The sequence below is a fragment of the Kribbella aluminosa genome (assembly GCF_017876295.1).
GTDB lineage: Bacteria > Actinomycetota > Actinomycetes > Propionibacteriales > Kribbellaceae > Kribbella > Kribbella aluminosa.
The window spans coordinates 3,336,624-3,360,944 of record NZ_JAGINT010000002.1 but is presented as its reverse complement, the minus strand read 5'-3'; the positions used below and the strand labels follow the sequence as shown (position 1 = coordinate 3,360,944).

General features: G+C 69.3%; 23 protein-coding genes and 3 pseudogenes. 9 read left to right on the top strand and 17 right to left on the bottom strand.

Annotation, left to right across the window (positions count from 1 at the left end):
• Positions 1–10 precede the first annotated feature (10 nt).
• From JOF29_RS37245 to JOF29_RS44080, 5 genes and pseudogenes are all read right to left on the bottom strand, one after another.
• A complete protein-coding gene (locus JOF29_RS37245; RefSeq protein ID WP_209699025.1) occupies positions 11–1,315 on the bottom strand; it encodes a hemolysin family protein in 1,305 nt (434 codons plus the stop codon).
• Positions 1,316–1,322: 7 nt separating this feature from the next.
• Positions 1,323–1,799, bottom strand: coding sequence for an rRNA maturation RNase YbeY (ybeY, locus tag JOF29_RS37240; RefSeq protein WP_209699024.1), 477 nt, complete (start codon positions 1,797–1,799; stop codon positions 1,323–1,325).
• Positions 1,796–2,095, bottom strand: a pseudogene (locus JOF29_RS44090) (PhoH family protein); the annotation flags it as partial. The pseudogene JOF29_RS44090 and the gene ybeY, both read right to left, overlap by 4 nt.
• A gap of 234 nt (positions 2,096–2,329) precedes the next feature.
• A pseudogene (locus JOF29_RS44085) lies at positions 2,330–2,836 on the bottom strand (LAGLIDADG family homing endonuclease); the annotation flags it as partial.
• Between the two features lie 306 nt (positions 2,837–3,142).
• Positions 3,143–3,769 (bottom strand): annotated as a pseudogene (locus tag JOF29_RS44080) (PhoH family protein); the annotation flags it as partial.
• Positions 3,770–4,137: 368 nt separating this feature from the next.
• Between JOF29_RS44080 and JOF29_RS37230 the strand changes: the two are divergent.
• Entirely contained in the window at positions 4,138–4,647 is a 510-nt protein-coding gene (locus JOF29_RS37230; RefSeq protein ID WP_307863885.1) for a SigE family RNA polymerase sigma factor, read from the top strand.
• Positions 4,644–5,708 carry a Gmad2 immunoglobulin-like domain-containing protein gene (locus JOF29_RS37225; protein WP_209699023.1) on the top strand — a complete coding sequence of 355 codons (1,065 nt, stop codon included), beginning with the start codon at positions 4,644–4,646 and terminating at the stop codon, positions 5,706–5,708. Before JOF29_RS37230 ends, JOF29_RS37225 begins: the two co-directional genes overlap by 4 nt.
• Before the next feature lies 1 nt (position 5,709).
• Here the strand turns inward: JOF29_RS37225 and JOF29_RS37220 are convergent, their stop codons facing one another.
• Positions 5,710–6,042, bottom strand: coding sequence for an ArsR/SmtB family transcription factor (locus JOF29_RS37220; RefSeq protein WP_209699022.1), 333 nt, complete (start codon positions 6,040–6,042; stop codon positions 5,710–5,712).
• A gap of 65 nt (positions 6,043–6,107) precedes the next feature.
• Between JOF29_RS37220 and JOF29_RS37215 the strand changes: the two genes are divergently transcribed.
• Positions 6,108–6,593 carry a YybH family protein gene (locus JOF29_RS37215; protein WP_209699021.1) on the top strand — a complete coding sequence of 162 codons (486 nt, stop codon included), beginning with the start codon at positions 6,108–6,110 and terminating at the stop codon, positions 6,591–6,593.
• Here JOF29_RS37215 and JOF29_RS37210 read toward each other — a convergent pair.
• The 5 genes from JOF29_RS37210 to JOF29_RS37190 all read right to left on the bottom strand — a co-directional run bounded on the left by JOF29_RS37210 (position 6,590) and on the right by JOF29_RS37190 (position 11,464).
• Positions 6,590–7,306: a 16S rRNA (uracil(1498)-N(3))-methyltransferase gene (locus JOF29_RS37210; protein ID WP_209699020.1), complete on the bottom strand. Its 717-nt coding sequence runs from the start codon at positions 7,304–7,306 to the stop codon at positions 6,590–6,592. The genes JOF29_RS37215 and JOF29_RS37210 overlap by 4 nt on opposite strands.
• Positions 7,307–7,478: 172 nt before the next feature.
• Positions 7,479–8,624 carry a molecular chaperone DnaJ gene (gene dnaJ, locus JOF29_RS37205; RefSeq protein ID WP_209699019.1) on the bottom strand — a complete coding sequence of 382 codons (1,146 nt, stop codon included), beginning with the start codon at positions 8,622–8,624 and terminating at the stop codon, positions 7,479–7,481.
• A 24-nt stretch (positions 8,625–8,648) separates the two neighbouring features.
• Positions 8,649–9,671 carry a heat-inducible transcriptional repressor HrcA gene (gene hrcA, locus JOF29_RS37200; RefSeq protein WP_209700205.1) on the bottom strand — a complete coding sequence of 341 codons (1,023 nt, stop codon included), beginning with the start codon at positions 9,669–9,671 and terminating at the stop codon, positions 8,649–8,651.
• A 63-nt stretch (positions 9,672–9,734) separates the two neighbouring features.
• Positions 9,735–10,838 (bottom strand): Gfo/Idh/MocA family protein, encoded by a 1,104-nt coding sequence (locus JOF29_RS37195; RefSeq protein WP_209699018.1) that lies wholly within the window; start codon positions 10,836–10,838, stop codon positions 9,735–9,737.
• Positions 10,823–11,464, bottom strand: coding sequence for a ThuA domain-containing protein (locus tag JOF29_RS37190; protein ID WP_307863884.1), 642 nt, complete (start codon positions 11,462–11,464; stop codon positions 10,823–10,825). Before JOF29_RS37190 ends, JOF29_RS37195 begins: the two co-directional genes overlap by 16 nt.
• Before the next feature lie 93 nt (positions 11,465–11,557).
• On the opposite strand from JOF29_RS37190, the gene JOF29_RS37185 reads away from it, so the two are divergent.
• The 4 genes from JOF29_RS37185 (at position 11,558) to JOF29_RS37170 (ending at position 15,308) form a co-directional block, all read left to right on the top strand.
• Complete coding sequence (locus tag JOF29_RS37185; RefSeq protein WP_209699017.1) at positions 11,558–11,938, top strand: EF-Tu/IF-2/RF-3 family GTPase; 381 nt, start codon at positions 11,558–11,560, stop codon at positions 11,936–11,938.
• Between the two features lie 23 nt (positions 11,939–11,961).
• Positions 11,962–12,729 (top strand): MBL fold metallo-hydrolase, encoded by a 768-nt coding sequence (locus tag JOF29_RS37180; protein ID WP_209699016.1) that lies wholly within the window; start codon positions 11,962–11,964, stop codon positions 12,727–12,729.
• A 209-nt stretch (positions 12,730–12,938) separates the two neighbouring features.
• Positions 12,939–14,474: an NCS1 family nucleobase:cation symporter-1 gene (locus JOF29_RS37175; RefSeq protein WP_209699015.1), complete on the top strand. Its 1,536-nt coding sequence runs from the start codon at positions 12,939–12,941 to the stop codon at positions 14,472–14,474.
• 9 nt (positions 14,475–14,483) lie between these two features.
• Positions 14,484–15,308 carry a DUF3097 domain-containing protein gene (locus tag JOF29_RS37170; protein ID WP_209699014.1) on the top strand — a complete coding sequence of 275 codons (825 nt, stop codon included), beginning with the start codon at positions 14,484–14,486 and terminating at the stop codon, positions 15,306–15,308.
• On the opposite strand, the gene JOF29_RS37165 is transcribed toward JOF29_RS37170, so the two are convergent.
• The gene (locus JOF29_RS37165) at positions 15,283–17,859 is read right to left on the bottom strand and encodes a DUF3376 domain-containing protein (protein ID WP_209699013.1); all 2,577 of its coding nucleotides are present in this window, start codon (positions 17,857–17,859) and stop codon (positions 15,283–15,285) included. The two genes, JOF29_RS37170 and JOF29_RS37165, sit on opposite strands and share 26 nt — an antisense overlap.
• Positions 17,860–17,973: 114 nt before the next feature.
• On the opposite strand from JOF29_RS37165, the gene JOF29_RS37160 reads away from it, so the two are divergent.
• Both JOF29_RS37160 and JOF29_RS37155 read left to right on the top strand, forming a co-directional pair.
• The gene (locus JOF29_RS37160; RefSeq protein WP_209699012.1) at positions 17,974–18,534 is read left to right on the top strand and encodes a hypothetical protein; all 561 of its coding nucleotides are present in this window, start codon (positions 17,974–17,976) and stop codon (positions 18,532–18,534) included.
• A 3-nt stretch (positions 18,535–18,537) separates the two neighbouring features.
• Positions 18,538–19,374, top strand: a complete 837-nt coding sequence (locus tag JOF29_RS37155) for a hypothetical protein (protein ID WP_209699011.1) — start codon at positions 18,538–18,540, stop codon at positions 19,372–19,374.
• A 21-nt stretch (positions 19,375–19,395) separates the two neighbouring features.
• Here JOF29_RS37155 and JOF29_RS37150 read toward each other — a convergent pair whose 3' ends face one another.
• The 5 genes from JOF29_RS37150 to JOF29_RS37130 form a co-directional block, all read right to left on the bottom strand.
• A complete protein-coding gene (locus JOF29_RS37150; protein ID WP_209699010.1) occupies positions 19,396–20,082 on the bottom strand; it encodes an N-acetylmannosamine-6-phosphate 2-epimerase in 687 nt (228 codons plus the stop codon).
• Positions 20,079–20,963, bottom strand: coding sequence for an ROK family protein (locus JOF29_RS37145; protein ID WP_209699009.1), 885 nt, complete (start codon positions 20,961–20,963; stop codon positions 20,079–20,081). The genes JOF29_RS37150 and JOF29_RS37145 overlap by 4 nt, the downstream gene beginning before the upstream one ends.
• A complete protein-coding gene (locus JOF29_RS37140; RefSeq protein WP_209699008.1) occupies positions 20,960–21,682 on the bottom strand; it encodes a GntR family transcriptional regulator in 723 nt (240 codons plus the stop codon). Before JOF29_RS37140 ends, JOF29_RS37145 begins: the two co-directional genes overlap by 4 nt.
• A gap of 148 nt (positions 21,683–21,830) precedes the next feature.
• Positions 21,831–22,838 (bottom strand): LacI family DNA-binding transcriptional regulator, encoded by a 1,008-nt coding sequence (locus tag JOF29_RS37135; RefSeq protein WP_209699007.1) that lies wholly within the window; start codon positions 22,836–22,838, stop codon positions 21,831–21,833.
• 147 nt (positions 22,839–22,985) lie between these two features.
• A complete protein-coding gene (locus tag JOF29_RS37130) occupies positions 22,986–24,296 on the bottom strand; it encodes an ABC transporter substrate-binding protein (RefSeq protein WP_209699006.1) in 1,311 nt (436 codons plus the stop codon).
• Between the last annotated feature and the right edge of the window lie 25 nt (positions 24,297–24,321).

Genomic DNA, 24,321 nt, shown 5'->3' with positions numbered 1-24,321 from the left:
AGGTGCTCTCCTAGGCGTGCTGGTGGTTCTGGTCGTGGGGCGCGGGAGTGGGATCCTCGCGTCGTACCAGAACCGTACCTACCTGGTTCCGGCGGCCGGACGGCCGCTCCGCCGTCAGCGACAGGCCGGCGATCCCGACCTCGGCGCCGGGGATCGGCACCTTGCCGAGCAGTTTCGCCATCAGGCCGCCGACGGTGTCCACGTCGTCGTCGTCCAGCGGTACGCCGAACAGCTCGCCGAGCTCGTCGATCGGCAGCCGGCTGGAGACCCGGTACGCGCCGTCGGACAGCTGCTGCACGGAGTCCGGGTCCTCGTCGTACTCGTCGGTGATCTCGCCGACGATCTCCTCCAGGATGTCCTCGATCGCCACGAGTCCCGCCGTACCGCCGTACTCGTCGACGACGATCGCCAGATGCATCCGGGCCGCCTGCATCTCGCGGAGCAGCTCGTCGACCGGCTTGGAGTCCGGGACGTACATGCACGGCCGCATCACCGACTCGACCCGCTCGGTCGACTCGGACTGGGCGTTGTCGTACACCCGGCGCATCACGTCCTTCAGATAGACGACACCGACGATGTCGTCCAGGGACTCGCCGATCACCGGGATCCGGGAGAAGCCGGAGCGCAGCGCCAGCGACGTGAGCTGGCGGAGCTTCTTGTGCTTCTCGATGTAGACCATGTCGGTCCGCGGCACCATCACCTCGCGGACGATGGTGTCGCCGAGCTCGAACACCGAGTGGATCATCTGCCGCTCGCCGGACTCGATCACCGCGGACTTCTCCGCGTAGTCGACCAGCGCGCGCAGCTCGGCCTCGGTCGCGAACGGGCCTTCGGCGTACCCCTTGCCGGGAGTCAGCGCGTTGCCGATCAGGATCAGCAGCTTCGGCAGCGGGCCGAGGATCCGGGTCAGCGCCATCACCGGACCGGCGGACAGGATCGCGAACCGGTCCGAGTGCTGCCGGCCGAGCGTCCGCGGCGCGACGCCGATGATCACGTACGACACCAGCACCATCACCACCGAGGTGATCAGGATGTGCGTCCAGGTCACCGCCAGCACCCCGGACAGCGCCTGGGTGACCAGCACGATCGCGGTGATCTCGCAGATCAGCCGGAGCAGCAGCAGCGAGTTCAGGTATCGCGGGGCGTCGGAGAGCAGGTCGCGCAGCCGGACCGCGCGCAGGTTGCCCTGCTCGACCTGCTCGTTCGCCCGCACCTTCGAGTACGACGACAGCGCCGCCTCCGCACCGGCGAGCAACCCGGCGAGCAGCACGAGCACCGCAGCCACAACCAGCAGAACAAGGTCGTGGGACGTCATCGGAACATCACGCCTCTAGTCGGTTTCCAGGTGCGCGCCATGCTTCCAGCAGGCGGCCCTGGACGTCCCACATCTCCGCCTTCTCGGCGGGTTCCGCGTGGTCGTAGCCGAGCAGGTGCAGGATGCCGTGCACGGTGAGCAGCTCCAGCTCGGCCCAGGTACCGTGGCCGGCCTTCGCGCCCTGGGCGGCGGCCACCGTCGGGCACAGGGCGATGTCGCCCAGGTGCCCGAGCGGCAGGTCGTCGTCCGCGTCGGCGTCGGATCCCGGCCGCAGCTCGTCCATCGGCCACGACATCACGTCGGTCGGACCGGGCAGGTCCAGGAACTCGACGTGATACCGCGCCATGGTGTCCTCGTCGACCAGCTTGATCGACAGCTCACACTCCGGGTGCAGGCGCAGCGACGACATCACGAACCGGCTGAGCCGCATCAGTCCGTGCGCGTCGATCTCCACGCCGGACTCGTTGTTGACCTCGACGTTCATCGGTGGGAATCAGCACTGCCTTCGTAGTTTTCGTACGCCGACACGATCCGGCCGACCAGCTTGTGACGGACCACGTCGTGCGATGTCAACCGGCAGAATGCCAGATCCTGCACCCCTTCGAGAATTCCCTGCACCACCCGCAGCCCCGAATTCGTCCCGGTCGGCAGGTCCACCTGGGTGATGTCACCCGTGACGACCATCTTCGACCCGAACCCGAGCCGGGTGAGGAACATCTTCATCTGCTCCGGCGAGGTGTTCTGCGCCTCGTCCAGAATGATGTAGGCATCGTTCAGGGTGTTGTGGGTGACCAGGAAGTCGTCCGTCACATAGAGCGAGTCTTCCGCAGCGACCTGGATGCACAGCGTGTCCTGCTGACCGAGGTGTTCGATGCTTTCGATGAATCGCATCGGCCGGCCTCCGCCCGTCGCGTCGTACTTCGCTTGCTTGCGGGCCAGGCGGAACGGCGACAGCCCCTCAGGCAGCCGGATATCCAGGACGTAGGCGTCGGAGCGATGGCCGACGTCGCGCCCGTTGGCGCGGCCCGGGCGCACATACGCGACACCTCCGAGGGACTGCACCAGGAAGATCACGTCGTCCCGCAGCCGAGGTGAGGTGGTGCTGTACTGCACCCGGCAGGTGCGGCCGGTCTGCGTCACCGGACCGCCGTCGGTATCCAGCAGGCCTTGGAGCACCCGCAGCCGGATCCACGCCGAGTTCTCGCGGTAGACCTCGGGAACGAACTTCGTGGCCGACTTGGTGCCGGCGAGACCGAGTCCCCGCAACGCGACGGTGACCGGATTGGCGACACGCAGCCCGCCACGACTTCCGTCGACGTGCCGCAGAACGTAGTCGTAGCGGCTCTTGTGCCGCAGCTCGATGCCGTCCAGAGCCGCCTCGAGAGCGTCCGCGAGCTCGGGGTCGGCCGTCGTGAAGGAGGGGGTCGTCGCGGTGGTGATGCAGCCCTCGCCCAGCAGCAGCCCGAGTGCATACGGATCAAGCGGGACGTCCTGCGGTTCGAATTCGACCGGCTCGACCATCGGGAGTTCGAAGCGGCGGACCTGCCCGCGCCGGAGGCGACCGATCATCTCGCTGGTCTCGATCGTGCGGTGCATGCCGTCACGCTTGTCTTCGGGCGTTCGTACGGTCCACAAGTGCTCACCACAGCAGATGGTGGACGCACCGTCCTGGGTTGTCACCCGGTACACGTCCCGTACGCCGCGTGGGTACACGCCGAGCACCGGTGTCGGTAGACCGTTCGAACCGACGACGAGGTCGCCGATCTCCAGAGAGCCGATCGGCCGGTACCCGTTCGGCGTCAGCACCTTCGCGTCGTACGGCTGCGCTCGGCCCCGCATATAGGCCAGCGGGGCGATCTCGATCGTGCCGGCGGTCATCAGGCGCGGGATGGACTCCGGGTCGAGCATGTCGTGCAGGGCGTCGTACAGCGGCCGCAGGTACGGGTCGATCTTCTCCGACAGGGTGCCGGGCAGGAAGCCGAGTCGCTCGCCGGCCTCGACGGCCGGCCGGGTCAGGATGATCCGGGTGACCTCCTTGGCCTGCAGGGCCTGGACCGCCTTGGCGACCGCCAGGTAGGTCTTGCCGGTACCGGCCGGGCCGATGCCGAACACGATCGTGTTCTTGTCGATGGCGTCGACGTACCGCTTCTGGTTCAGCGTCTTCGGCCGGATCGTGCGGCCGCGGCTGGACAGGATGTTCTGTGTCAGCACGTCGGCCGGGCTCTCGGCCGTCGCCTGCTTGATCATCGCGATGCTGCGCTCGACCGAGTCGCCGGTCAGCCCGTGACCGGTCCGGATCACCGCGATCAGCTCGTCGATCAGCCGCTCGGCCAGGGCCAGCTCGGCCGGCTCACCGTTGAGCGTGATCTCGTTGCCGCGGACCATGATGTCGGCGGCGAACTCCTTCTCGACGATGCGGAGGAACTCGTCCCGGGCTCCGAGCAGGGCCACCATGTCGATGCTGTTCGGCACGACGATCTTGTGCGACGCCTGCGCGCCGGCGACTGCGCCTGACACTGGGCCGTTCTGGCGCGTCTCCGGTTCGATACTGCGTGGCCTGGACAGGCTCTTCCTCCTGAGTACTGGTGATGGAACCTCCATGCTAGCCGTCCGGTCCGGCACCCTCACGTGTAATTCCCCGGGACACCCCACCCGACAGCCGTCCGGCGTAGGTGATTTCGTGACGGAGCGACCACGTACTGTCGCCGCGCTGCTGCATTTCCTCAGGTTCCCATCAGATCAGGCCATGCTGTTGTCAACCTGGGACGGACTCTTGGCGTCGTCTTTTCGTGGCACAACCGGCCGTGGTGTACGAAGAGTGCGTGACACATGAGTCCTCGTGGAATGCCGACGAGGCGCTGACGGCTGTCTACACCGCGCATTACACCTCGCTCGTCCGCCTCGGCGCACTACTGCTGCGCGACACCGGCACGGCCGAGGAGATCGTGCAGGACGCGTTCGTCGCGATGCACGGCCGCTGGAACCGGCTGCGCGATCCCCACAAAGCACTCGCGTACCTGCGAACAGCGGTGGTGAACCGCTGCCGGTCCCGCCAGCGCCACCTCGTCGTGGTGGACAAGCACACCCCGAAGTCGCTGCCCGACGAACCGAGCGCCGAGCAGGCGGTACTGCGGACCGAGGAGACCGACCGGGTCATCGAAGCGATGCGCACCCTGCCGGAGAAGCAACGCACCGTGATGGTGCTGCGGTACTACGGTGACCTGTCGGAGGCGGAGATCGCCGACACGATGGGCATCAGCCGGGGCTCCGTGAAGAGCCACGCCGCCCGCGCGACCAAGTCGCTGCGCCAGCTCCTGGAGCAGAACGTATGAACCACAACTCTCACGACCCGTTCGACGAGCTGATCCGGCGGGCGCTCCACGAGGAGGCGGACCGGATCGAGCCGGCCGACGCACTGCCGGAGATCCGCAGCCGCGCGCACGCCCAGCACCTGTCCGCCCACCGCCCCTGGTTCCTGACCGCCGGCGTCGCCGCGGTCGCCACCGCCGCGGCGATCGGCGCTTTCACCGTCTTCACCAACACCGACACCACCGCCAACGACGGCACCGCGGTCGCAGGCCACGGCACCACCTCCGCGCTCCCGGAGGCCCAGGCCCCGTCGGTCCTCACGGCCTCCCCGATGCCCACCAGGACCCGCGGCGTACCGGAGGCATCGGTGCGCGACATGGTGGTCCCGGTCTACTGGCTCGGCACCCAGGTGGGTGCGCAGAAGAAGACCTCCGCGCGGCTGTACCGCACCTGGTCGAAGGTGAGCGGCCACCCGGCGGAGCAGGCGGTCCGGATCATGACCACGAAGAACCCGAACGACCCGGACTACTACTCGGTCTGGCGCGGGGCCGCGGTGAACACGGTGACCCGGGACGACGACGAGGTGACGGTCGACTTCAAGCAGTTGCCGAACGCGATGCTGGACGAGGAGGTCGCCCGGGTCGCGGCGCAGCAGCTGGTCTACACCGTCCAGGGCGCGCTGAAGGACGACCAGACCCCGATCCGGGTCACGCAGAACGGCCGCGCCGTGCCGCAGTTGTTCGGTCAGATCGACGCCACCCAGCCGTTGAACCGGGCGCAGGCGGCCGACGTGCAGGCGCTGGTCTGGATCGACTCACCCTCCCAGGACCAGGCGCTGGCACCCACGGTCACGGTGCAGGGTGTCGCGGCGGCGTTCGAGGCGACGGTGAACTACCAGGCGACGAACCTGAAGACCCGCGAGGTGAGGAAGAGCTACACCAGCACCAAGCAGGGGCAGACGTTCTCGGCGTACTCGTTCCAGCTCACACTCAGCCCGGGGCCGTGGCAGATCAGCGTGTACCTCGTGTCCGCCGCGGACGGCAGCGTCACCGACACCGACAGCAAGGCGATCCTGGTGAAGTGAGTCAGTCTGCTTCGCGGTCGATGGTGGCCGTGAGGAGGCCGGGGAAGACAGCTTCGAACTCGGGGCGGCGGAGGCGGTTCAGCCGGCGGGCACCTTCGTCGCGTTGCTCGATCAGGCCGGCGGAGCGCAGCACCGAGAAGTGGTGGCTGGCCGTGGCCTTCTTGACCGGGAGGTCGAAGGTTCCGCACGGGCGGGTCCAGTCGGGGTGCGCGGCGAGGTCGCGGAGGATGCAGCGGCGGACCGGGTCGGCGAGGGCGTCCAGAGCGGACTGGAGCGTCACCTCGGCGGGGTCGACGTGCGTGAGCGTGCGGGCTCTGCCGGACTCGACGGCCATAGTGTTCGATCCTTGTCGTACAGTTGTGTTCGGTTCCTGTCTAACAGCTTAGCGAGGTGCTGGCGATGATCGAACGGACCGACTACGGGTTCGGGCCGGATGCGCGGCGACGGACGGAGGACGTCCGGGCGCCGGGGCGGGCCGGGGCACTCGCGGCGTTGGAGACGTTCTACTACGCGCTGAACAGCAAGGATCTGGAGACGCTGGTCGCCGGATGGGCGGACGATCCGCTGGTACAGCTGAACAATCCGGTCGGCGGGATCCTGCGGGGGCGGGACGCGGTGCGGGAACTGTACGCGAAGGTGTTTGCCGGGACCTTGGACGTCCAGGTGACGTTCGGCGACGCGGCGACGTACTGGCTGGGCGACTCGGTGGTGTTCGCCGGGCGCGAGACCGGGACGTACCTCGGCGACCGACCGCTCCGGATCCGGACGACCAGGATCTTCACGTACGGCGGCGCGTGGCAACAGGTCCACCACCACGGCAGCATCGACGACCCGGAGCTGCTGACGGCGTACCAGCTAGCCGTCCGCGCGGGCGTGGGCGGCTAGCGCCAGCGGGATTTCGCGAGCAGGGCGGCGGTGGCTGCGACGCCGGCGGTCGAGGTCCGGAGGACGGTGTCGCCGAGCCGGATCGGCGTGGCGTCGAAGGTCTTCAGTTCGGTGGGTGCGATGCCGCCCTCCGGGCCGATGACCAGGACGATGTCGCCGGCGGCCGGCACCTCGAGTGAAGCCAACGGGACAGTGGCTTCCTCGTGCAGTACGACGGGGAGCGCGGCGGCGGCCAGCAACCCGGCGACATCGGCTGTCGAGGCGAGCGGCGCGACCTCGGCGAACCAGGTCCGCCGGGACTGCTTGCTCGCCTCGAACGCCCAGGCCTGCCATTTCGCGAGCATCTTCTCGACCCGCTCCGGGATCGCCCGGAACTGGCTGCGCTCCGCGTTCCACGGCACGATCACGTCGGCGCCGACCTCCGTCAGCATCTCCACCGCCAGCTCGGCCCGCTCCCCCTTGGGCACCGCCTGCACCACAACCACCCGCGGGTCCGCCGCCGGCGTCTCCCCTCGCTCGTCCACAGCCACGGTCACGCCGGCCTTGGATGCGGCAACCACGGACCCTTCGGCCCAGGCTCCGCGCCCGTCCGTCAGGCGAACCCGCTCCCCAGGACCGATCCGCCGTACGACGGCCGCATGCCGCCCTTCGGCCCCGTCCAGCACCAGCTCGTCCCCGCCGAGTCCAGCGCGAAAGAACACCGCGACACCCACCGACCCACCTCCCTCACCCAACCACCACGAGCCGGCCCAGGATCTCACGCCCTCCGTCCGGGGTTGCCCGCTGAACTGGTGGGTTGCCCACCGAGAATCTCAGCAGGCAAGGCACCATTTCAGTGGGCAACCCCTGAGCTGGAGGGTTGTCCCGCGCGCCGGAGGCGGGTGGTCAGTGGGTGCCGAAGGCGTCGCGGAGGCGGCCGAAGACGCCCTTGTGGGCGGCTTGGACCTGGCCCTGGGGGCGTTCCTCGTCGCGGGCGACGGCCAGCTGGCGGAGCAGGTCGGCCTGGGCGTCGTCGAGCTTGGTGGGAGTCTCGACGATCACCTGGACGATCAGGTCGCCGCGCCCGGCGTGCCGCAGCCGCGGGACACCGCGGGCGGTCAGCGTCTGCGTCGTACCGGACTGCGTACCGGGCCGGATCTCCAGCGGGGTCGTCTCGCCCTCCAGCGTCGGCAGGTCGATCGTCGTACCGAGCGCGGCCGCCGTCATCGGCAGCGTGACCGTGCAGTGCAGGTCGTCACCGTTCCGGGTGAAGATGTCGTGCGGCTCGACCTCGATCTCGACGTACAGGTCGCCGGCCGGGCCGCCGCCGGGGCCGACCTCGCCCTGACCGGACAGCTGCACGCGCGTCCCGCTGTCGACACCGCCGGGGATCTTCACGGTGACCGTACGCCGGGAGCGCACCCGCCCGTCGCCGGCGCACTCGACGCACGGGTTCGGGATCGTGGTGCCGTAGCCGCGGCAGTTCGGGCAGGGGCGCATCGTCCGCACCTCGCCGAGGAACGACCGCTGCGTGTGCGTCACCTCACCGCGCCCGTGACAGATCTCGCAGGTCACCGGGTCGGACCCGGCCGCCGCGCCCGACCCACTGCAGGTCGGGCACAGTACGGCGGTGTCGACCTTGAGCTCCCGCGTCGTACCGAAGGCCGCCTCGGCCAGGTCGATCCGCAGCGGGATCAGCGCGTCCTGACCGCGCCGGGTCCGCGGCCGCGGCCCGCGGGTCGCGCCGCCGGTCTGCCCGAAGAACGCGTCCATGATGTCGGTGAACGTGAACGCCTGCCCGAAGCCCGCGGCGCCGCCCGGCCCGCCGGCCGCGGACGCGAACGGGTCGCCGCCGAGGTCGTGCATCTGCCGCTTCTGCGGGTCGCTGAGCACCTGGAAGGCGCGCCCGATCTCCTGGAACTTCTGGTGCGCGTCCTCGGAGTCGTTCACGTCCGGGTGGTACTGGCGGGCCAGCTTGCGGTACGCCTTCTTGATCTCGTCCGGTGACGCGTCACGGCTGACACCTAGGACGGCGTAGTAATCGGTGCTCATACTCCAGACCAGGGGTTGTAATCGTTAGGATTCGGCCAGAATCTGGCTGACGTAGCGCGCGACGGCTCGCACCGCGCCCATCGTGCTCGGGTAGTCCATGTGTGTCGGTCCGACGATGCCGAGGGTGGCGAGGACCTCCGGGTTCGACCCGTACCCGGTCGCGACCACCGAGGTGGTGGCAAGCTCCTCGAACGGGTTCTCGTGGCCGATCCGGACGGTCAGCGTCTGCGGGTTGGTCGCCTCGCCGAGCAGCTTGAGCAGGATGACGTGCTCCTCGAGGGCCTCCAGCACCGGCTTCACGTTCCGCTCGAAGTCGTCGCCGTACCGGGTCAGGTTGGCGGCGCCGCCGACCGCGATCCGCTGCTCGCCGACCTCGTCGGTGAACGCCTCGAACAGCGTCGTGACGATCGACGCGACCAGCGAGCGGTCCGCCGGTGCGAACAGCTCGGGCAGGCCGGCCAGCGCCGTGGCCGCGTCGGTCAGGCGCTGACCGGCGAGCGTGGTGTTCAGCCGGGACCGCAGGTCCGCGGTCAGGTGCTCGTCGACGTCGTGCGGGTGCTCGACGATCCGCTGCTCGACCCGGCCGTTGCTGGTGATCAGCACCAGCAGTAGTCGCCGCGGGCTCATTGTGACGACCTCGATGTGCCGCACGCTCGACCGGTTCAGCGACGGGTACTGCACGATGGCGACCTGGCGGGTGATCTGGGCGAGCAGCCGGACGGTACGCCGGACCACGTCGTCCAGGTCCACCGCACCGGCCAGGAACGACGTGATCGCCTTCTTCTCCGCCGTCGACAGCGTCTTGACCGTGCTCAGCTTGTCGACGAACAACCGGTACCCCGCGTCGGTCGGGATCCGGCCGGCGCTGGTGTGCGGCTGGGTGATGTACCCCTCCTCCTCCAGCGCCGCCATGTCGTTGCGCACGGTGGCCGGTGAGACACCGAGATTGTGCCGGTCGACCAGTGCCTTCGACCCGATCGGCTCATGGGTCGCGACGTAGTCCTCGACAATGGCGCGGAGCACATCCAGCTTGCGGTCGTCCAGCACGCGCACACCACCCTCTCGGACCACGTCACTCACAACTGGCACTCAGTCGTTCAGAGTGCCAGTCTAGGCGGTCTCGGGCGACGCTCCCAACGGAACGGGCGCCGGACGCGTCACGGTACTGGCCACATCAAGGGGCTGATCCTGTACCGCGGCCTCGACCAGCGTCTCCAGTACGTCGAGCACGTGATAGGCGAGAGCGCCGTCGGCGCGGTGCGGCTGACCGGTCCGCAAGGCCCGCGCCATGTCCGCGACGCCGACCCCACGACCTGCCCCGGCGTACCCGCCGGCGACCGGGACCTCGGTCCACTCGCGCTGCTTCGAGGTCGCGATCTCGACAGTGCCGTCGAACCCGTTCGGGTCCGGCACCGACAGGCTGCCCTCGGTTCCGTGCACCTCGATCCGCGGCAGCCGGGCCGCCCAGACGTCGAACGACATCACCACCGTGGTCAGCGCCCCGGACTCGTGCTCGAGTACGCCGGTGACGTGGGTCGGCACCTCGACACCGAACGTCGTACCGGCCCGCGGACCGGTGTGGATCTGCCGCTGCTGCTTGGACTGCCCCGCCCGCGCGGTGACCCGGCGTACCGGACCGAGGAGCGTGACCAGGCTGGTCACGTAGTACGGCCCCATGTCGAGGACCGGTCCGCCGCCGGGCTGGTAGTAGAACTCGGGCGCCGGGTGCCACAGCTCGTGCCCGGGCGTCACGAACGACGCGGTCGCGGCATGCGGTACGCCGATGTCGCCGCGGTCGATCACTGCCCGCGCGGTCTGGGTACCGGTCCCGAGGACGGTGTCCGGCGCGCAGCCGATCCGCAGATTGTTGACAGTCGCGTACTTGAGCAGCGGCTCCGCCTCCGCCCGGTCGACGGCCAGCGGCTTCTCGCCGTACACGTGCTTGCCGGCCTCCATCGCGGCCTGGTGCACCGGGGCGTGCGCCGCGGGGATCGTCAGATTGACGACAATCTGAATGTCGTCAACCGCGTACAGCTCGTCGGGGGTGAGCGCGCGGATGCCGTCGTTCGTGTCCGCGATGGCCGCCGCGCGGCTCCGGTCGAGGTCGGCGACCGCGACCACGTCGACGCCCGGAAGCTTGGCCAGGTGGTCCAGGTAGGTGCCCGAGATGACACCCGTACCGACGATGCCGACGTTCGTCACTTGCTCGCCCACAGCAGCCCCCGCTCGATGATCGTCCGTACCTCGGGTGTCTCCAGATCGTCCAGCTTGTGCCCGACCGTGCAGACGAAGACGTTGCCCTCACCCCAGGTACGGGTCCAGATCGCCGGCATCACGGCGCCCTCGATCCACGGGTAGTCCGGGTGCGACTGGAACGTCGTCGTGGCGAGCACGGTGTTCGTCGGGTCGTAGTGGATGTAGTACTGCTCGGTGTGCACGTCGAAGTGCGTGATGCCGTCGACAATCGGATGGTCGGCAATTATGTCGACGCGGTAGTCGGTGAAGCCGTGCGGGTGCGAGATGAACTGCCCGCCGGTGATGAAGCTGTAGTCGACGTTCTTGCGGAACGAGTCCGCGATCCCGCCGTGCCAGCCGGCGAACCCGGTACCGCGCCGGATCGCCGCCTCCAGGCCCTTGAAGTGCTCGGGCTCGATCTCGCTCATCGTCACGCACTGCAGCACCAGGTCGACGCCGTCGAGTTCGAGGTACGCCGCGGTCGAGTCGGAGACCGTCACCTCGAACCCGTTCGCCTCCAGGTACGGGATGAACAGATCGGTCGCCTCGACCGGGGAGTGCCCTTCCCAGCCACCCCGGACCACAACCGCACGTCGTGTCGTCACACCGGCCACCCTTCGAAAGTTCCGGAGTTCCGATCGGAACACTTGCGACCTTAAATCGGCGGGAGAGGGCTTGCCAAGCACTACTCTCACCACATGGGCTGGAAGTTCTGGAAGCGGTCGAATCCGATGGATCCGCAGGAGCTGCTGGCGCGTGGGCACGCGCAGCCGAACAGCTTTCCCGAGCGGCCGCAGGACACCCTGCCGGTGGGGTCGTTCGGGATGACGGTCGAGGACGTGTTCTCGATCGCCGGACGCGGGACCGTGGTCACCGGGCGGGTGCGGACCGGGACGGTCTCGGTCGGCGAGCAGGTGCTGATCAGCCGCGCCGGGCAGCCGCTCCTGCAGGTCGAGGTGACCGGCGTCGAGATGTTCCGCAAGATCGTGCAGACCGCGAAGCCCGGCGACAACGTGGGCCTGCTGCTCCGCGGCGTCAAGCGGGACCAGGTCGCGAGGGGCGACGTACTCGGCAAATAACGACGGCAAGTACTGTCGAGCGCATGAGTTGGACGGAGCTCGGCGACCGTACGTGGGTTCGCCGGTACGACGAATGGGACCTGAACGTCGGCCTGGTCGTCGGCGCGGACGGCGCCCTGGTGATCGACACCCGCGCGACCGCCGAGGAGGCCGAGCAGCTCCGCGACCACATCCGCGAGCTCACCGGCCTCCCGGTGAAGTGGGTCGTCAACACCCACGCGCACTTCGACCACGTGGTCGGCAACAGCGTCTTCACCGACGCGGAGGTCTACCTGCACGAGAACGCCGCCACCGAGCAGAACCTCGCCGGTACGACGTTCGCCGCCGCGAAGGTGGTCGACCTCGGCGACCGCCGCGTCGAGCTGCTGCACGTCGGCAACGGGCACACCTCCGGCGACACGGTGGTCGCCGTACCGGATGTCGAGGTGTTCTTCGTCGGCGACCTGCTCGAGGAGTCGGCGCCGCCGTCGTACGGCGAGGACTCGTTCCCGCTCGAATGGCCGGACACCATCCAGGCCGTGGTCGGGATGATGCCGCTGGGCGTGCGGATCGTCCCCGGCCACGGCGCCGTCGTCGACCTCGAGTTCGCCCGCGACCAGGCGATCGAGCTCGGCAGGGTCGCGAACACGATCTCGACGCTGCACCACGCCGGTACGTCGCTGGACGACGCGCTCGAGCACACCGAGGACTGGCCGTGGCCGGTCGACAAACTCCAGGACGCGATCCGCCGCGGCTACGCGGCCCTCGGCACACCGAAACGCCCGAGCCTCCCGCTCCTCGGCCCCGGATAAAGCCTTTCGGTAGTTGTCCGTTGACATGAGGTCATCCCGTCCCGCAACTTGTTCGGAACGGACATCGCCGGACCGAATGGGGTGGACCTCATGGCTCTATTGATGCCGCGACTCCGTCGCGGCGGGTCATGGGGCTCTAACTCCCGGTCTTCCCTCGTCGCTCCGGTCGCTTCGCTCCCTCCGCTCCTCAGTCCAGACCGGGAGGCCCCATGACCACGCTTGTGCAAACCGTTCACCCCGACGGACGTGTCGAGCTGACCGATCCGCAAGCACTCAAGGACAGCCGGTACGCGAACGCCGAACTCGCGCCGACGCGGTTGCCCGAGCGGACCTGGACGACGTACAACTACGCCGCGCTCTGGATGGGGATGGCGCACAACATCCCCAGCTACCTGCTCGCGGCCGGGCTGGTCGCGCTCGGGATGAACTGGCTGCAGGCGTTCCTCACGATCACCCTCGGGAACCTGATCGTCCTGGTCCCGCTGCTGCTGAACAGTCACGCCGGTACGAAGTACGGCATCCCGTTCCCGGTCTTCGCGCGGGCGTTCTACGGCGTCCGCGGCGCGAACTTTCCGGCGCTGCTGCGGGCCTTCATCGCCTGCGGCTGGTTCGGGATCCAGACCTGGATCGGCGGCCAGGCGATCTTCGTGATCGTCGGCGAGCTGTTCGGCAAGGGCTGGACCGGGGCGTCGGCGATCGGCGGCCACCCGTGGACGATGTGGGTGAGCTTCCTGTTCTTCTGGACCCTGCAGATGGTGCTGATCTTCCGCGGGATCGAGGGCCTGCGGCGGTTCGAGAACTGGGCTGCGCCGCTGGTGACGATCGCGTTCGTGGCGCTGATGGTGGCGATCCTGGTGAAGGCCGGCGGCTTCGGCCCGATCCTGTCGCAGCCGTCGAAGCTCGGCTGGGGACCGGACTTCTGGAAGATCTTCGCGCCGTCGTTGATGGGCATGATCGCGTTCTGGGCGACGCTGTCGCTGAACATGCCGGACTTCACCCGGTTCGGGAAGGGCCAGCGGGCGCAGGTGTGGGGCCAGGTGATCGGCCTGCCGACCACGATGTCGTTCATCGCGCTGGTCTCGATCATCACCACGTCCGGCACCGTGGTGCTGTACGGCTCGGCGATCTGGGACCCGGTCGAGCTCACCCGCCGGTTCCAGAACCCGGTGATCGTCACGATCGGCCTGGTGATGGCGATCCTCGCGACGATGTCCTGCAACGTCGCGGCGAACGTGGTGAGTCCGTCGTACGACTTCGCGAACGCGGTGCCGCGCTGGCTGAACTTCCGGACCGCGGGCCTGGTCACCGGCGTGATCGGGATCGTCATCCAGCCCTGGCGGCTGATCTCGGACCCGTCGATCTACATCTTCGTCTGGCTGTCGTTCTACGGCGGCCTGCTCGCGTCGGTGGCCGGCGTACTGGTCGCCGGGTACTGGGTGATCGACCGTACGCACCTGCAACTCGCGGACCTCTACACACCGGACGGCCGCTACTGGTACTCGGCCGGCTGGAACTGGCGCGCCGTCGTCGCGACCCTGTTCGGCTCCCTGCTCGCGGTCGGCGGCGCGCACTCTGACCCGGGCGCCGGCCCGTTCCCCCAGCACGGCCTGATCCCGTTCCTCAAACCGCTCTACGACTACTCGTGGGCCGTCGGCATCGCCGCCGGATTCCTCGCGTACTTCGTCCTCACACTCACCGCGCCGAACCGCCAGTCGACGGCCGCGCATGCGGCTCCCACTTATTAGCATGGGCGGGTGGCCGACAGGTATGGGAACGACGTACTCGCGGGTGACTGGCGCAAGCCCAAGAACGGGCGGACCGTCGAGGTCGAGATCCAGAAGGGGATGGTCGTCGAGGAGCCCAGCTCGGGGTTCGTCGGGGCGATCGTGCGCTGGGAGCACGGCGTCGTCGATCTCGAGGACCGGCACGGGAAGATCCGTACCTATCCGCTCGGGCCGGGGTTCTGGCTGGACGGGAAGCCGGTCAGCCTGAAGCCGCCGAAGAAGGCCGGCCAGGCGAAGAAGACCCGGACCGCGTCCGGTTCGGTCGCGGTCGGCAACGTCCGGGCGAAGGTGGCGCGGGCCAGCCGGATCTACGTCGAGGGCCGGCACGACGCCGAGCTGGTCGAGCGGGTCTGGGGCGACGACCTGCGGATCGAGGGCGTCGTGGTCGAGTACCTCGAAGGCGTCGACGACCTGGTCGAGATCGTCAACCGGTTCCAGCCCGGCCCCGGCCGGCGGCTCGGCGTACTCGTCGACCACCTGGTCGAAGGCTCGAAGGAGTCGAAGATCGCGGCGCAGGTCAGCAACCGCTACGTCCTGGTCGTCGGGCACCCGTTCATCGACATCTGGGAGGCGGTCAAGCCGTCGTCGGTCGGGATCAAGGCGTGGCCGAAGATCCCGCACGGGCAGGACTGGAAGAAGGGCGTGCTGCAGTCGTTCGGCTGGCCGGCCACCGACCAGGCCGACGTCGCCGCCGCCTGGAAACACATCCTGTCGAAGGTGAACAGCTTCGCCGACCTCGACCCGGCCCTGCTCGGCCGCGTCGAGGAGCTCATCGATTTCGTGACGCTGGACTGATCTCCGGCATCCGCTTCTCCAGCCACGTACGGATCCGGCGACGGGTGCGGCGGACGTACCAGGTGATCGCGCCGAGGACGGCACTGAGTGCGAGGATCGCGCCGGCCAGTACGGCGGCGATCAGCCGGAGCGGGCCGACCGCGCCGGCGACCACCAGCAGGACGATCCCCAGCGCAGCTGTTGCCAGGGGCAACCATGGCTCGAAGATCGGCGGCCGTTGCGCGGGAGTCACCTTGGCGCCGCGAACGGTCCGCTCCCACACCGCCTGCCGGGCCGGTTCGGTGAACCAGCGGGCCGTCCGCAGCAGCCACGAGCCGGGCCGGTTCTTCCGCCCGGCGGTCGCCTTCACCCAGTCGCCGACCTGTGGACCGAGACCGCCCGACACGTCGACCATCCGGTCCGCGAGCCCCTTCGTGATCGCGCGGCCCTCGGGTGACGCGTTCAGCTCGTCCCGCATCGTCAGCAACGCGTTCATCCCGGCGTCGGCCGGGAAGTCCCTGGCCAGCCGCTCGATCCGCTCGGCGACCGCGTCCAGCTGCCAGCCCTCGGCCTGCAGCACCTGGTGCTGGGTCTCGCGGATCCAGTCCGCGTCCGCGCCGAGCATCGCGCCGAGGTGCGCGACGCAGTGCAGCCGGCCCATCAGCCAGTCCCACCGCCGCCAGTCCGCGGCACCGAACGCGCCGAAGTGCCCGACCTGGCTGCCGTACAGGATGCGGTCGTTCAGCTCGTTCGCGATCGACCCTTCCTGCAGGTCGTCGAGCACCGCCAGCGGGATGTCCGGCCCGAGCCGGAGGAACTGGAACGGCGCACTGCGCTGCTCCGGCGTCCGCGCCGACGTACACCGGGACACGATCTCGACCTCGAGCGCGATGTCCACCAACTCCTGGCCGACGCTCTTGATCAGGGCGGCGAACGTGTCGCCGAGGGTGCGCTGGATCTGCAACTGCTCGAAGATGTCGTTCAGCCCGACCGCGACCGCTTCGGCCCCGCCGGCCGGTCGCAGGTCGAGATCCGCGGCCGCCAGCTGTACGTCGAGTGCGTCGCGGACGGCCTGGACCTTCAGCAGGCAGTCGCTCGCCGCGGTCAGCCGCCTCTCCAGCCCGGACCGTTCCGCGCGCGGCGCCGCGCTGATCCGGGTCCGCAACGACCGCAGGATCAACCGGACGATCCGCTCCGCCGAACCGGTCCCCCACCACCAGCTCGGCTTGCCGTCGGCCTCCTCGTGCAGCACGGCGGTCGAGCCGTCCGGCCCGGGGACCCACAGGTGCTCGGTGCGCAGTACCTCGTCGATCTCGGACTCCGACAGCGCGGTCGCGGCGTCCAGCACGGTCGACTGGTCGTGGCTCGCGATCGTCACGGCCTCCCACACCCCACCGGCCGCGCGGCCCCGGCAGTACGCCGGTTGCAGCGCCGCGGCCGCCGCCCGCAGCCGGGTCCGCTCGTCCGGTTGCTCCAGGCAACGGTCGAAGAGCCGCTGGGTGTCGGACCAGGACGCGTCCGCCTCCAGCAGCAGGCGTTCGAGCTGCTCGACGTCCGAACGGAAGTCCACCTCGCGCGGGAACTGCACCGCGGACAGCGCCGACACCCGCCAGCTCGGCTCCTTCGCCGCGGGCAGCGCGGTCGACGCGTGCCCGATCCCCGCGGACGGTACGACGTACAGCACGTAGCGGGTCGCCTTGCCGACGACGGGACGCCGGGCCACGACGTCGAGCACCGGCCCGAACGGCGCGTTGTCGAGGACGCCGCCGTCGATCAGCCAGGCGCCGGCCTCGGCCGGACCGGGGCGCAGCCGCGGCGGTTGCGCGGCCAGCTCCGGCGTCTCCAGTACCGGACCGAACGCGGCCGGGAACGACGCGGACGCCCGCGCCGCGCGCGCCAGCAGCTCGGTGTCCTTCAGCGCGTTCTTGTCCTCGGTGACGAACTTCCGCCGCACCCCGTCGTACGTCGGCGCATCCTCGCTCGTGAAGCCGTACAGATACCGATGATCCGGTACGACGAACGCCTGTCCGGCTGCGTCCTTCGCCTCGAACTGCTGCACGCCCAGACCGGACGCCGTCACGAATAACGTCACCGGCTCCTCGGCGGCGCTCTGGCCGGCGTCGGCGACGTCCTTGAGCAGCCCCTCGACCTGGCGGAGGAAGTACTTGCCGTCGAGCACCGACGGCGACTTCACGCCCGCGGACGGCACCAGCTTGCCGACGTCGAGCGACCCGAGCGCGACCCACTTCTGCCGCAGCCAAGGCCCGTTCTCGCTGTCCGGGTCGAGCGTCGACCCGTTCGCGATCGCGGTCGCCAGCAAGGACCCGTTCAGCCCGCCGGCGCTCGTCCCCGCGATCACGTCCACCACGATCCGCCGCTGCTCGTCCCCGCGCCGGCACAGCTCCCGCCACCGGTCCGCGATCACCGCGTCGTACCGCTGCGGCCCGGGCGCGCCGGACCTGCCGGACGCCCGCCGGATCAGGTCCAGCTCGTGCGTCACCCCACCCATCCAGACCGCCAGACTGACGCCCCCGTTCAGTACCAGAGCAATCCGGATCTCGTGGTCAGTCATCGGCGCCCCCTATCACTCAGAGATACCACGGTTCGGCGTCCGTCGCAGCGGAGAGTGCACGAAAGGTTGTCGTGATCTGCACGCAGGGTCATCCTTGTCCTGGGGGTGGTCGTCATGCGCTTCTGGGCTGTGACGGTTTCCGTACTCATTCTGCTGGTGCAGGGGTGCTCCGGCACGTCCGGTGACGGCGGTACGGCGCCACCGGCGACGGTCGGCACCCCCGGCGGCACCAGCGAACCGGTCCCGGAGCCGACCGGCACCGAGCCAGCGCAATCGCAACAGAACAAGCCTTCCATCGAGATCGCGTCGCTCCCGATCGGAGGAATACCGGAAGGAGGCTCGACCTGCAACCCGATCAGCTGGCTGGCCGGAGACATCCCCAGCGGCGTCACGATCAAACTCGGTACGCCCGCGTTCAACCCGGCCGGCATCTTCGAACCCGACCAGACCGGCTGCCCGGCCGACGCCCAGTCCTGCGAGGGACTGCTGTGGACCTCCCAGGGCCTCCCGCAATGCTGGGTCGGCTTCAAACAGGTCGCCCCCGAAGGCGCCGCCACGCTGGTCATTCCAGCCACCGCGACCTGCGACACCGAAACCCTGTGCGAGAAGCTCAAGTCCCTGGGTGGCAGCCAGATCACCTTGACCGCCCAACCCACTGAAACCCCGACGAGCTGAACAATGGCGGACGAGCGGTCACAGGCCGAGCGGTGGGTGAGTTTTGCTGCCGGGATCGTGGCGCCGGTGACGTTGCTGAGTGCCTTGCTGTTCTACTTCGGGTACGTGTCGGCGCGGTCGCAGTACGAGTACTTCGGGATCGACGTCGACACGATCGGGTTGAGCACCCAGGACTACGTGATGCGCAGCCCCCAGCCGTTGCTCGTCCCGCTGCTCGTGATCACGCTGCTCGCGGTTGCCGGACTCCTTCTGCACAACGCGATCCATCCGGCCACGGTCGCCGTACGCCGGGCCGCGCGGATCGCCGTACTGGTGCTGGTCCTGGGTGTACTCGGCCTGCTCGCCTATCCACTGATCGGCGGGATCCCGTACTACGCGCTCATCGTCCCCGGCGTCATCGGACTGTCCGCCGCGACGCTTGCCTACCTCACCTACCTGCGCCGCAGAGCCGACCCCACCGCCGGCTCGCAACGCATCCTCGTCGCACTGCTCGCCGTCGCCACCACGACCTGCGCGTTCTGGGCAACCGCAACCACCGCGCAGTACTCCGGCCGCGGCCTCGCCAAGTCCGACGCCCGCCACCTGAACCGCTTCCCGGTCGTCATCCTCGACACCAAGGAAAGGCTCGCTCTCCGCTCACCCGACATCGAGGAAACCGCCCTCACCCCGAGCGCCGGCCAAACCTTCCGCTACCGCTACCGCGGCCTCCGCCTCCTCGTCGTCGGCAAAGACCGCCTCTTCCTCGTCCCCCACGTCTGGACCGCCTCCAACACCACGGTCGTCGTACCACTGGACGACTCGATCCGCGTGCAGTTCCAGTTCGAGAACGACCCACCCTAGGGACCGTGTGCGGGCGCGCGGTCAGGCGTGGAGTTGGTCGACGAACGTGCGGGTGATTCGGGCCGGGTGGGTGATCGCGGTGCCGACGACGACGGCGTACGCGCCGGCGGTCAGGCAGGCCTGGGCGTCCTGGGGATTCCGGATCCGGCCCTCGGCGAGTACCGGAACGTTGACGTCGCCAACGAGTTCGGCGAGGAGTTCGAGGTCGGGGCCGCGGCTCACCGGGCGGGCGCCGGTGTAGCCGGCGAGGGTGGTGCCGACACAGTCCGCGCCGGCGTCGACGCTGTACAGCGCGTCGTCCAGGCTCCCGCAGTCGGCCATCACCAAGGCGCCGCGTTCGTGAACGGCGGCGATGCTCGCGGCCAGCGGCTGCCCGTCCGGCCGCTCCCGTGCGGTGCCGTCGAGCGCGACGATGTCCGCTCCGGCGGTGACGCAGTCGACCGCGTCCGCGACCGTCGGCGTGATGAAGACGCCGTCGGAGCCACGTTTCACCAGGCCGATCAGGCAGACGTCCACCAGCGGGCGGATCGCCTTCAGGTCCTGGATGCCCTGCGCCCGGACGCCGTACGCACCACCTTGCACGACAGCCTGGGCGACCGCCGCCATAATGGCCGGCGACCGCATCGGCTCGCCCGGGTACGCCTGGCAGGAGACCACCAGCTTGCCCTCGAGCGCGGCGAGCGCCGTACCCCCAGTACGCGCGATCATGCCGTCATCCTCCTCGTCACGTAATGGGCTGCACCGCGCAGCGCCGTCTCCGCACCGCCGCCGGACACCTCGAGCCGGGTCGCCGCGACCGCCGGGATCAGCCCGTCCCGGTACGCCGTCCGCAGCGCCGACTCCCACACCTCGCCCGCGCGGGCGACACTGCCCGCGACGACGACGAGCTGCGGATCGATCGCGTTCACCAGACCGGCCGCCGCGGCACCCAACGCCGTACCGCCGGTCCGCAGGGCCGCCAGGGCGAGTTCGTCGGTACGGCGGGCCAGGTCGCGGGTCGTCGCCACGGTGGGATCGCCGCCCTGCGCGTGATACCAGGCGAGGATCCCGTAGCCGCTGGCCACCGCTTCGAGGTGGCCGATCCGCCCACAGGGACAGGGCATTCCAGCTGCCTCGGCGGCGACCACGTGGCCGAAGTGCCCGCCGGCGTGGTGCGCGCCGAGGACCGGCTCGCCGTTCAGGATCAGGCTGCCGCCGACGCCGGTCCCAGCGACCAGGGCCAGCAGATCGGGTACGCCGTACTCGATCGACAGCCCGATGCCGAATGCGTTGCCGTCGCCGATCACCCACACCGGCAGGCCGAGCCGCTCGGAGACGAGGTCCGCGAGCGGCGTGCCGCCCCAGCCGCTGATGCTGCTGGTCGAGGTGAGGACCTTCCCGCCGGCGACGTCGACGACACCCGCGGCCGCGATCGCGACTGCCACGTCCCCGGTCTCCCGCAGCTCTGCGAGCAGTTTGACGACCGCGTCTACGACACCAGCAGGCGTAGGCACCTGCCGGATCTCGCTCGCCAGTACGCCAGCTGAGTCGACCCGCGCGGCCGCGATCTTCGTACCGCCGATGTCAGCGACCAGGATCCCAGAAGTCACTGCGCCGCCCGGTTGATCACCACGTCGTAGCCGTACCGGTCGCCGCGGTAGATCGTCTCCGCGATCTCCACCGGTACACCGGCCTCGGTGTAGCTGACCCGGGTGACCTGCAACGCAGCCGCGCCGACCGCCTGGTCGAGGTGGTACGCCTGGTCGCGGTCGAGGTTGACGGCGTGGATGGACTGCGCGGCCCGCTCCACGGTGATCCCGGCCGCGCTCATCTGCGCGTACAGCGAGGCGGTCGGGTCGAATGTCGACCAGTCCGTCCCCATCGCCGGCAGGTGCACCGACTCCAGCGCCATCGGCGTACCGTCGGCCGACCGCAGCCGGCTCAGCACGAGTACGTCGGCGCCTGGCTCGATCCGGAGGCGCCGGGCGACGTCCTCGGTGGCCGGCTGCACCGCCGTACCGAGAACCGTCGTGGACGGTGTCAGGCCGCGCTGCTGCATGTCCTCGGTGAAACTGGTCAGCCGGAGCGTCTTCGTGACCACGTCCGGGTCGGCGACGAACGTCCCGGACCCGTGCACCTGGTAGACCAGCCCGCGCCGTACCAGCTGCTCGATCGCGCGCCGGACGGTCATCCGGCTGACGTCGAGCTGCTGCATCAGGTCACGTTCCGACGGCAGGTGGTCGTGCGCCTGCAGCTCCCCCGCCCGCCGCGCGATCTCGTCGGCAACCTGCTCGTACTTCGGCTGCTCGGCCCGCTCTGACATCATCATCTCTCCACCGTGTCCAACTGGTACGGACCAATGATGAGAGAGAATAGGCAGGTGTTGCGCTCATGTCCAGCGAAAGTGTCAACAAGTGGTCAGGTCCACTTGCTGCGCGCAGGGCGAAAGAAAGCCCCGCCCTGGGCGGTTCCCAGTGTCAGGCGGAGTCGCGAACGATCAGTTCGGTGCTGTAGATCTCGGCATCGTGGTGGTCGGCGCCGGCGATCTTCGCGAGCAGGATCTCGGCCAGCCGGGCGCCCAGCTGCTCCACCGGCTGCCGGACCGTGGTGAGTTTGGGAGTGGTCGTCGTGGCCAGCACCGAGTCGTCGAAGCCGACCACGGCGACATCGGCGGGGACCCGCCGGCCGCGCTGCGAGAGGACCCGGAGCGCGGCCGTCGCCATCAGGTCGGAGGCCACGAACAGTCCGTCCAGGTCAGGGTGCTCGTCCAGCAGCCGCTGCGTCGCGTGCTCGCCGCCGTCCGCGGTGAAGTCGCCGTACCCGATCATCGCGGGCAGCCCGGCCTCCTTCATCACTTCCTGGTAGCCGGTCAACCGGTCGATTCCCGCGGTCATGTCGAGCGGCCCGGCGATCGTCGCCACCTTCCGGCGCCCGATCGCCAGCAGATGCTGGACGCCGGTGCGCGCGCCGGCCACGTTGTCCACGTCCACACTCGCGACCGGTACGTCGACACCGAGCGGCCGCGCGCTGAACACGATCGGCAGCGGCAACAGCGCCAGCTCCTGCAGCACGTTGTCGCGGCCGTGGTGACTGATGATGATCGCGCCGTCCACGTGCCCGCCGCGCAGGTAGCGCAGCAGGCGCTGGTCATCGGCCTCCGCGGGCTCGATCAGCAGCACCAGCTGGGACGGCGTCGGCGCCAGTGTCCGGCTGACCCCGCTCAGCATGCCGGCGAAGAACGGGTCGGAGAACACCCGGCTGTCCGGCTCCGGCACGACGATCGCGATCGAGTCCGTACGCCGGGTCACCAGCGCGCGGGCCGCCCGGTTCGGGACGTAGCCGAGCTGGAGGATCGCCTGCTCGACCGCGGCCACCGTGTCCGGCAGCACCTTCGGTGACCCGTTCACGACCCGCGACACGGTCGCCCGGGACACCCCGGCGAGCGCCGCGACCTGCTCCAGCGTCGGAGAACCGGACTCGTTCATGGCCCTCCTCGGTCCGTGATCGGCCTGCGTTCACACCGTAGTACCTCGCCGGTCGATCACGCGTCGGTCGTTGGCCACCGAAGCGGGGTGTGTCGGCAGAAATCTTCAGAGGGCGCAGGGTTCTCAGAGGCGTTCTCAGAGGCCTTCTCAGCTGCCGACCCGGACGGTCGCCGCCTTGTCCGCCTCCGCGAGCGCCTGCCGCCAGGCGGCGTCCGGTGCCTGCTTGCCCGCGTCGACGCGGGCCAGTGCGGCCGTGAAGATCTGGTTGATCTCGCCGTCCCGCGGGCCCTTGTGCTGCTTGAGGATCACGCTGCGCGCGCGGTCGACGAAGATCTGCCCGACCGGTGCGTTGTTGAAGTACGCGTTCACCTGCGACTTCACCTGCGGGTCGTTGTACGCGTCGAGCGTCGACGGGAACGAGCCGATTGTCTTGAACACCTTCACCTGCTGCTCCGGAGCGGTCAGCCAGGCGGCGAGCTTGGCGGCCTCCTCGGGATGCTGCGACTGGACCGGGACGGTCAGGTACGACCCGCCCCAGTTGCCACCGCCGCCCGGGAACACGTCCGCGACGTCCCACTTGCCCTTGCCGAAGCTGCCCGCGTTGTCCTGGATCACGCCGAGCAGCCAGCCCGGGCAGGCCATCGTCGCGAACTTGTCGGTGCGGAACGCAGAGTTCCAGGCGTCGCTCCAGGCCGGCAACCCCGCCGACAGCCCGTCCTTGCTGCCCGCAACGACCTGGTCCCAGGTGCGTTTCAGCAGCGGGTTCTCGTCGCCGAGGAAGCGGTCCTCGTTCGAGTAGTACGCCTGGATCAGCTGGTTCCGCATCGCCTCCCAGGTCAGGACGGCGGAGTCGTACCACGCCGATCCCGGCACCCGTTGCTTGAACTTCCGGCCGACCGCGAAGTACGACGGCCAGTCCTCGAACAGCTTCGCGACCTGCGCCCGGTCGGTCGGCAGCCCGGCCTTCGCGAACAGGTCGCGGCGGTAGCAGATCGCCTCCGGGCCGATGTCCGTGCCGTAGCCGATGACCTTCCCGTCGGTGGTGGTGGCACCGTCGAGTTTCCAGCCCAGCCAGCGGTCCTTCAGATCGTCCGCGCCGTACTTGCGCAGGTCGGCGAACTTGTCCGCCTTGGCCAGGTACTTGTAGATCCAGCTGACCTCCATCGCCTCGATGTCGGCCAGCCCGGTACCGCGGGCCAGGTTCGCGTCCAGGTTCTTCACGTGGTCGTCGACGGTCTTCGCGTGCTGCTCGACGATCGTGATGTTCGGGTGCTGGGCCTCGTACTCGGCGTACAGGTCGGCGTACCCGAACTCGTTGAAGGTCGCGACGGTGAGCTCGATCTTCGGGGCGTCGGCGGCCTGGGGTGCGCCGGAACTGCCGGCACAGGCGGTGACGAGCAGCATGACCGTAACGGCGAGCAGGCCGGCTACGGGGCGATAGCGGGCACTGGGCCCCATGGGGTTGCTCCCTGGAACTGGACGG